Genomic DNA, 7,257 nt, shown 5'->3' with positions numbered 1-7,257 from the left:
TGGGTTAAGTCCCGCAACGAGCGCAACCCCTATCATTTGTTGCCAGCACGTAACGGTGGGAACTCAAATGAGACTGCCGCGGACAACGCGGAGGAAGGCGGGGATGACGTCAAGTCATCATGGCCCTTACGTCCTGGGCTATACACCACGTACTACAATGGGATACACAGAGGGAAGCAAAGGAGCGATCCGGAGCGGGAACCCAAAATATCCCCAGTTCGGATTGCAGGCTGCAACTCGCCTGCCATGAAGTCGGAATCGCTAGTATCGCAGGTCAGCATACTGCGGTGAATACGTTCCCGGGCCTTTACACACGCCCGTCACACCACGAACGTCATTCACACCCGAAGCCGGCTAAGGGCCTTATGGAACCGACCGTCTAAGGTGGCGATGATTTGGGGGAAGTCGTAACAAGGTAGCCGTATCGGAAGGTGCGGCTGGATCACCTCCTTTCTAAGGATTTTTTATAAAATCTGCGAGTACATCCGGAAAATGTGTATGAGAAGTTATGTATTGTTTAGTTTTGAGGGTTTCTCCCTCTATAACAAAGGTTTATTGTAAGCATTGTGATGATTTTATGTAAAATTAGATTGCACCATTGAAAAACTACACAGAAGAAAGCAAAGAACAATTATCACCAATGCCAAACTTGTGAAAAAACATTTTCTAGAGAATGGCGGGGAATAGTTGGACCAAGCACAATTAGGAAACTAAAAACAAAAGCTAAGACGAAACATATGAACTTAAGCTAAAAGGTGACATTTTAAGAGTAATCTTAGAATGTAACGGCAAAGCTGCAAGAAACATCATAATGCAAGGAAGGGCAAAGCTGAATGAAGAAAGCGTATTAATATACGCTGATGAGTGAAGCAAAGCACTGACGAAGCAGGATGGTATTAATGGCAGGTTTGACGAAGTTAAGCGAATAAGGGCATACGGTGGATGCCTTGGCGCCAGGAGCCGACGAAGGACGCGGTAAGCTGCGAAAAGGTACGGGGAAGAGCAAGCATCTAGTGATCCGTACATATCCGAATGGGGCAACCCGTCAGAAGAAGTTCTGACATCCGAAAGGAAGGTAAACCCGGGGAACTGAAACATCTAAGTACCCGGAGGAAGAGAAATCAAACGAGATACCCAAAGTAGCGGCGAGCGAAATGGGCAGATGCCCAAACCGTAACACTTCGGTGATACGGGGTTGAGGACCGGCAGAAATTAAGGAACGTTTAGCCGAATGACTTGGAAAGGTCAGGCATAGGAGGTAAAACCCCCGTAGGCGAAAAGCGGAACTTAAGGGCCGGGATCCAGAGTATCGCGGGGCACGAGAAACCTTGCGAGAAGCTGGGGGGACCACCCTCCAAGGCAAAACACTAACTGGCGACCGATAGCGCATAGTACCGTGAGGAAAGGTGAAAAGAACCCCGGAGGGGAGTGAAATAGAACCTGAAACCGTATGTCTACAAGCAGTCGAAGCTCCGTAAGAGAGCGACGGCGTGCCTATTGAAGAATGAACCGGCGAGTTACATTATATTGCGAGGTTAAGTGGAAGACACGGAGCCGAAGCGAAAGCGAGTCTTAATAGGGCGTTAAGTAATATGGTGTAGACCCGAAACCGCAGTGATCTATGCATGTCCAGGTTGAAGCGCAGGTAAAAATGCGTGGAGGACCGAACCCGTGAGTGTTGAAAAACTTTGGGATGAGGTGTGCATAGGGGTGAAATGCCAATCGAACGCGGAGATAGCTGGTACTCCCCGAAATAGCTTTAGGGCTAGCCTCAAGGGAAGATTACAGACGGTAGAGCACTGATCAGGCAAGGGGGCGTAAAGCCTACCGACCCTAGTCAAACTACGAATGGCTGTAATAAAATACTTGGGAGTCAGACTGCGAGTGATAAGACCCGTAGTCGAAAGGGAAACAGCCCAGATCACCGGCTAAGGTCCCAAATGCTGTGCTAAGTGGAAAAGGATGTAGGACTTCATAAACAACCAGGATGTTGGCTCAGAAGCAGCCACCATTAAAAGAGTGCGTAATAGCTCACTGGTCGAGAGGCTCTGCGCCGAAGATGACCGGGGCTCAAGCACAGAACCGAAGCCGTGGCAGGATATAGAAATATATACTGGGTAGGGGAGCATACTGTATGCGACTGAAGATGTACCGTAAGGAGCATTGGAGCGTACAGCAGAGAGAATGCCGGTATGAGTAACGAAAAGAACAGTGAGAATCTGTTCCACCGAAAGCCTAAGGATTCCTGGGCAACGCTCGTCGTCCCAGGGTAAGTCGGGACCTAAGCCGAGGCACAAAGCATAGGCGATGGACAACAGGCAAAAATTCCTGTACCACTTCGGATCGATTGAACGAAGGAGTGACACAGAAAGCAGTTTGAGCGCGCGAATGGAAGAGCGCGTCGAAGCCGGTAGGCTGCATGGCAGGCAAATCCGCCATGTGAGAAGGCTGAGAAGTGATAGATAGGTGAATCTACGGAGGAACCGAATTCAAACGAGCTACGCTGTCGAGAAAAGCTTCTAGTGAGAGAAGAAGTGCCCGTACCAAAACCGACACAGGTAGGCGCGGAGAGAATCCTAAGGTGCGCGGGACAACCCTCGTTAAGGAACTCGGCAAAATATATCCGTAACTTCGGGAAAAGGATAGCCGCAGACGGTGAAACCCGAACGGGTGGAGCTGAAGGCGGTGGCACAAGAGAGGCCCAAGCGACTGTTTAGCACAAACACAGGTGCCTGCGAAAGAGAAATCTGACGTATAGGTGCTGACACCTGCCCGGTGCCGGAAGGTTAAGAAGAGGAGTCAGGAGCAATCCGAAGCCCCGAATTGAAGCCCCGGTAAACGGCGGCCGTAACTATAACGGTCCTAAGGTAGCGAAATTCCTTGTCGGGTAAGTTCCGACCCGCACGAAAGGTGTAACGACTTGGGCACTGTCTCAACGAGGGACCCGGTGAAATTGAAATACCTGTGAAGATGCAGGTTACCCGCGACTGGACAGAAAGACCCCATGGAGCTTTACTGTAACCTGGCATTGATATTCGGTAAATAACGTACAGGATAGGTGGGAGACTTAGATACATTGGCGCAAGTCAGTGAGGAGTCATTGTTGGGATACCACCCTTTATTTAACGGGCATCTAACTGAAAGAGTAACGATCTTCAAGACAGTACCAGGCGGGCAGTTTGACTGGGGCGGTCGCCTCCGAAAGAGTAACGGAGGCGCCCAAAGGTTCCCTCAGCGCGGCCAGAAATCGCGCAAAGAGTGCAAAGGCAGAAGGGAGCTTGACTGCGAGACCAACAAGTCGAGCAGGTGCGAAAGCAGGGCTTAGTGATCCGGTGGTACCGCGTGGAAGGGCCATCGCTCAACGGATAAAAGCTACCCTGGGGATAACAGGCTAATCTCTCCCAAGAGTCCATATCGACGGGGAGGTTTGGCACCTCGATGTCGGCTCATCACATCCTGGGGCTGAAGCAGGTCCCAAGGGTTGGGCTGTTCGCCCATTAAAGTGGTACGTGAGCTGGGTTCAGAACGTCGTGAGACAGTTCGGTCCATATCCATCGCGGGCGAAAGAAACTTGAAGGGGGCTGCTCCTAGTACGAGAGGACCGGAGTGGACGAACCAATGGTGTACCAATTATCCCGCCAGGGGTACAGTTGGGTAGCTACGTTCGGAAAGGATAAACGCTGAAAGCATCTAAGCGTGAAACCTGCCTTAAGATGAGGTTTCCCAGAGCCGTAAGGCTTGGAAGGCACCTTGAAGATGACGAGGTAGATAGGCCGGGAGTAGAAGTATGGTGACATACGAAGCGGACTGGTACTAATAAGCCGAGAGCTTAACTTAATTTCATCTATAAATGTTTGGTCCTGATTTCTTCTGTGAAGTTTTGAGTGTGCAAGATCACTCATGAAAGTATATAGGTAAAGGGGAAGCAGATTAGTTCCTGGTTTACTTTATATATGAGCACTAAGGTGCAGAAAAGAACGTCTAAGGAAACGCGGCGTTCGTAGGCTCACTCTGCGTACTTCATCTCTAGACTGCTAAAGCAGTAAGATCTGAAGCATCTGGTGGCGATACCTGGATGGATCCACCTGTTCCCATTCCGAACACAGTAGTTAAGCATCCACAGGCCGAAGGTACTTGGGGGGCAGCCCCCTGGGAGATTAGGTTGCTGCCGGTTTGAAGGCGTCTATGATTTTAGTTAAACTATTGTCATAGACGTTTTTTTATGTCTTTTTTGTCCTTGATTTTTTGCCGGCAGATTTTTCTGCCGGCTTTTTATTTTTTATATCAATTGTAATTAGCCATAAAGCCTTTTAATTTGTCAGCGGAATCACTCACATGGGAAAGATTGGCGTTGATTTCTTCTGTAGAGGCAGCTTGCTCTTGACTTATAGCACCAACAGTCTCAATGGATTTGAATATTTCATCTACAGCACTGTTTATTTTTCCAAGAGTAACATGTATTTGTTCAGTTGCACTTTTAGACTGGTCGGCAAGTTTACGGACCTCTTCTGCAACTACTGCAAATCCCCGGCCATGTTCTCCAGCACGTGCTGCTTCTATAGCGGCATTCAACCCTAAAAGATTGGTTTGCTGAGCTATATTGTTGATAAAATCGATTATTTTCGTAGTTTCCTTGTTTCTTTCTTTTAGATCGACAGCTTGAGTTATAGAATCCTGACCTGTTTGTGCAAGCTCACCGGCACTGTTGGCAACTTGATTGATTGCCTGATGAGCTGTTTGTATGGAATTTGATATATTTTCTACGGATTTTATCAAAAGGTTATTTGATTCCATATCGATTCCGGAACTGAGGGTTCCGATAACTTCATTATTATTCCCATAGATGGGAGTGAATATGGCCTTTATAGGAATACCGTAGACATCGGCAGCTGCGTCTTCCGAGACATCTTTTCTTTCTCTGATACATTTTTGAATGGTACTGGTGATGGCTCTGCCGGTTTGAAGATTAATTTCAAAATTTTTTCCTTTTTCATAACCTATATACTCATTTAAATCTGTCAAACCTATGACAAGATCCTCTCTGACTATATGTTTAATGTACGGCATAACGATTTTGAATGCTTCTAAAATTTCTTCATTTGTTTTTTTGTTAAGATTGTTCATAGATATCCTCATTTTCAATAGTATTTTGTGATAAAAAAAATTTATATATTATCTATCACATAATATTTATATTAATATATAAAATAATATTTGTCAATACATAATTATTATTAATTAATAAAGAAATTATTATTTATTCCAAATATTTGTTTAGATGCTATAAGTTGTGTTATTATGATGAAAAACGAGAGAAGGTAATATATTGCAGGCACAAATATTGTTTGTGGCACCTCTTTCAGAGCTGGCAGACTTGGCGGCAACTGTGATCAATGAAAAATTTCCAGATAAGAAAAATCTTTTTCATGTGGTGAGAGCAGATTTACAGGAGGCGGAGGCTTTAGTAAAAAAGGCGGCAGATGACGGGATAGAAGTGATCGTGAGCAGAGGCGGTACAGCATCGTTTATAGAAAATAGAGTAGATCTGCCTATGGTTTATATTCAAGTCACTATCACAGATATTCTGCAGGCTCTTTTGAATGCGGGAGAGTACCCTGAAAATATAGCAATAGCCGGTTTCGGCAATATGATTTACGGCTGTGACGAATTGGGCAAAATATTGCATATAAATTTTACAGAAGTACTTTTGAATGATTCAGATGATGCTCAGCCTAAAATAGCAGAAGCTGTCGCAGCTGGGGTGGAATTTGTCGTAGGTGATGCAATTTCTGTTAAGATGGCGGCAAAATATGGCATTAAAAGTGCCTTCATTCAATCGGGAAAAGAATCCATATACAGGGCTTTACAGACAGCGGTTTTAATTGCTTCCATACGCCGGGAAGAACAACGTAAGACTGAACAGCTGAGAGCTGTGGTCGATGAATCACATGATGGAATAATTGCGGCTGATCAAAATGGACTTGTTACTATATTGAATCCGGTAGCAGAAAAAATATTCAATATTTCTCATTTTGACGGGAAGGGAAAAGTTTTTGAAAAAATTTTTCCGGAGCTGTCTGAGTTTTGCTCTGGTGAAAAGGATAATTTGATAAAGATTCGTGAAAAGCAATATGCTGTTCGTAAAGCAATTATATCTGTCCGCGGAAGCGATCAGGGGTATATTTACAATCTGCAAAATATATCTGAAGTGCAAAAACTGGAAAGAAGTATCCGTAAAAAGCTTTCTGCAAAGGGATTAGTGGCAAAATATAATATCGATGACATAATAGGGCAGTCCAAAGCGTGCCTGAACATGAAAAGAAAAGCAGCCAAATATGCTTTGACACAGTCTACAATTTTAATTACAGGAGAGTCTGGGACGGGAAAGGAAATGCTGGTTCAAAGTATCCATAATTTGAGTGTGAGAGCTAAAGGTCCCTTTGTGGCGGTCAATTGCGCGGCTCTGCCCGAGAACCTTTTGGAATCAGAACTGTTTGGCTATGCAGAGGGAGCTTTCACTGGGGCAAGGCGCGGCGGCAGACAGGGAATGTTTGAACTGGCACACGGAGGAACATTATTTTTAGACGAAATAGGAGAGATGCAGTTGCCTCTTCAATCACGTCTGCTGCGTGTGCTGCAGGAGAGAGAGGTCATGCCGTTAGGCGGGGAAGTGGTCATTCCTATAGACGTGAGAATTATCGCCGCCACAAACAAAAATTTGGCTGCGATGATTGCGGATGGTAATTTTAGAAGTGATCTGTACTATAGACTTAATATTTTGCGTATCCATATGCCATCGTTAAAAGACAGAAAGGAAGACATTGACTTGCTTGCCAGGCAGTTTTTGGTAAGCATGCGTGATAAAAATCCGCAGATCACGGATATCACGAGGGACGCGGTAGTTTATCTCGAAAAATGTGAATGGCCGGGTAACATCAGGCAATTTGGCAATATGATGGAGCGTATATTACTGCTTACGACGGGCAGTACGATAACGATTTCTGATGTGAGAGATGCATGTGAAGATGACAGCCGTATGGGCGAAGAATCTATTGAAAATAGGGAAGTCTGTAAAAATCTTATGGAGCTGGAAGATGAATTATTACAGAAGACATTGAGAGAAGAAGGATTTAACTATACCAAAACGGCAAAAAGACTGGGAATACATCGAACTACCCTATGGCGAAGATTAAAAAAATACGATGTGCAACACTGATGAAATATGCATCACTAATTGTTACAATATACAACAATTGG

At 45.2% G+C, this 7,257-nt stretch carries 2 protein-coding genes and 3 rRNA genes; 4 read left to right on the top strand and 1 reads right to left on the bottom strand.

Annotation, left to right across the window (positions count from 1 at the left end; all coding sequences use genetic code 11):
• From I6758_RS10630 to rrf, 3 genes are all read left to right on the top strand, one after another.
• Window positions 1-453 (top strand): 16S ribosomal RNA (locus I6758_RS10630); the annotation flags it as partial.
• Between the two features lie 462 nt (window positions 454-915).
• A 23S ribosomal RNA gene (locus tag I6758_RS10625) occupies window positions 916-3,837 on the top strand.
• Window positions 3,838-4,057: 220 nt separating this feature from the next.
• Window positions 4,058-4,174, top strand: a 5S ribosomal RNA gene (gene rrf / locus I6758_RS10620).
• 110 nt (window positions 4,175-4,284) lie between these two features.
• Here the strand turns inward: rrf and I6758_RS15225 are convergent.
• The gene (locus tag I6758_RS15225) at window positions 4,285-4,794 is read right to left on the bottom strand and encodes a methyl-accepting chemotaxis protein (RefSeq protein WP_231038646.1); all 510 of its coding nucleotides are present in this window, start codon (window positions 4,792-4,794) and stop codon (window positions 4,285-4,287) included.
• Between the two features lie 532 nt (window positions 4,795-5,326).
• Here I6758_RS15225 and I6758_RS10610 point away from each other — a divergent pair.
• A complete protein-coding gene (locus I6758_RS10610) occupies window positions 5,327-7,216 on the top strand; it encodes a sigma-54-dependent Fis family transcriptional regulator (RefSeq protein WP_196605227.1) in 1,890 nt (629 codons plus the stop codon).
• Window positions 7,217-7,257 lie beyond the last annotated feature (41 nt).

It is taken from the genome of Pectinatus haikarae (assembly GCF_015732185.1).
Lineage (GTDB): Bacteria > Bacillota > Negativicutes > Selenomonadales > Selenomonadaceae > Pectinatus > Pectinatus haikarae.
Note: the sequence above shows the minus strand (reverse complement) of the source record. Positions and strands in the feature narration are given on the sequence as shown.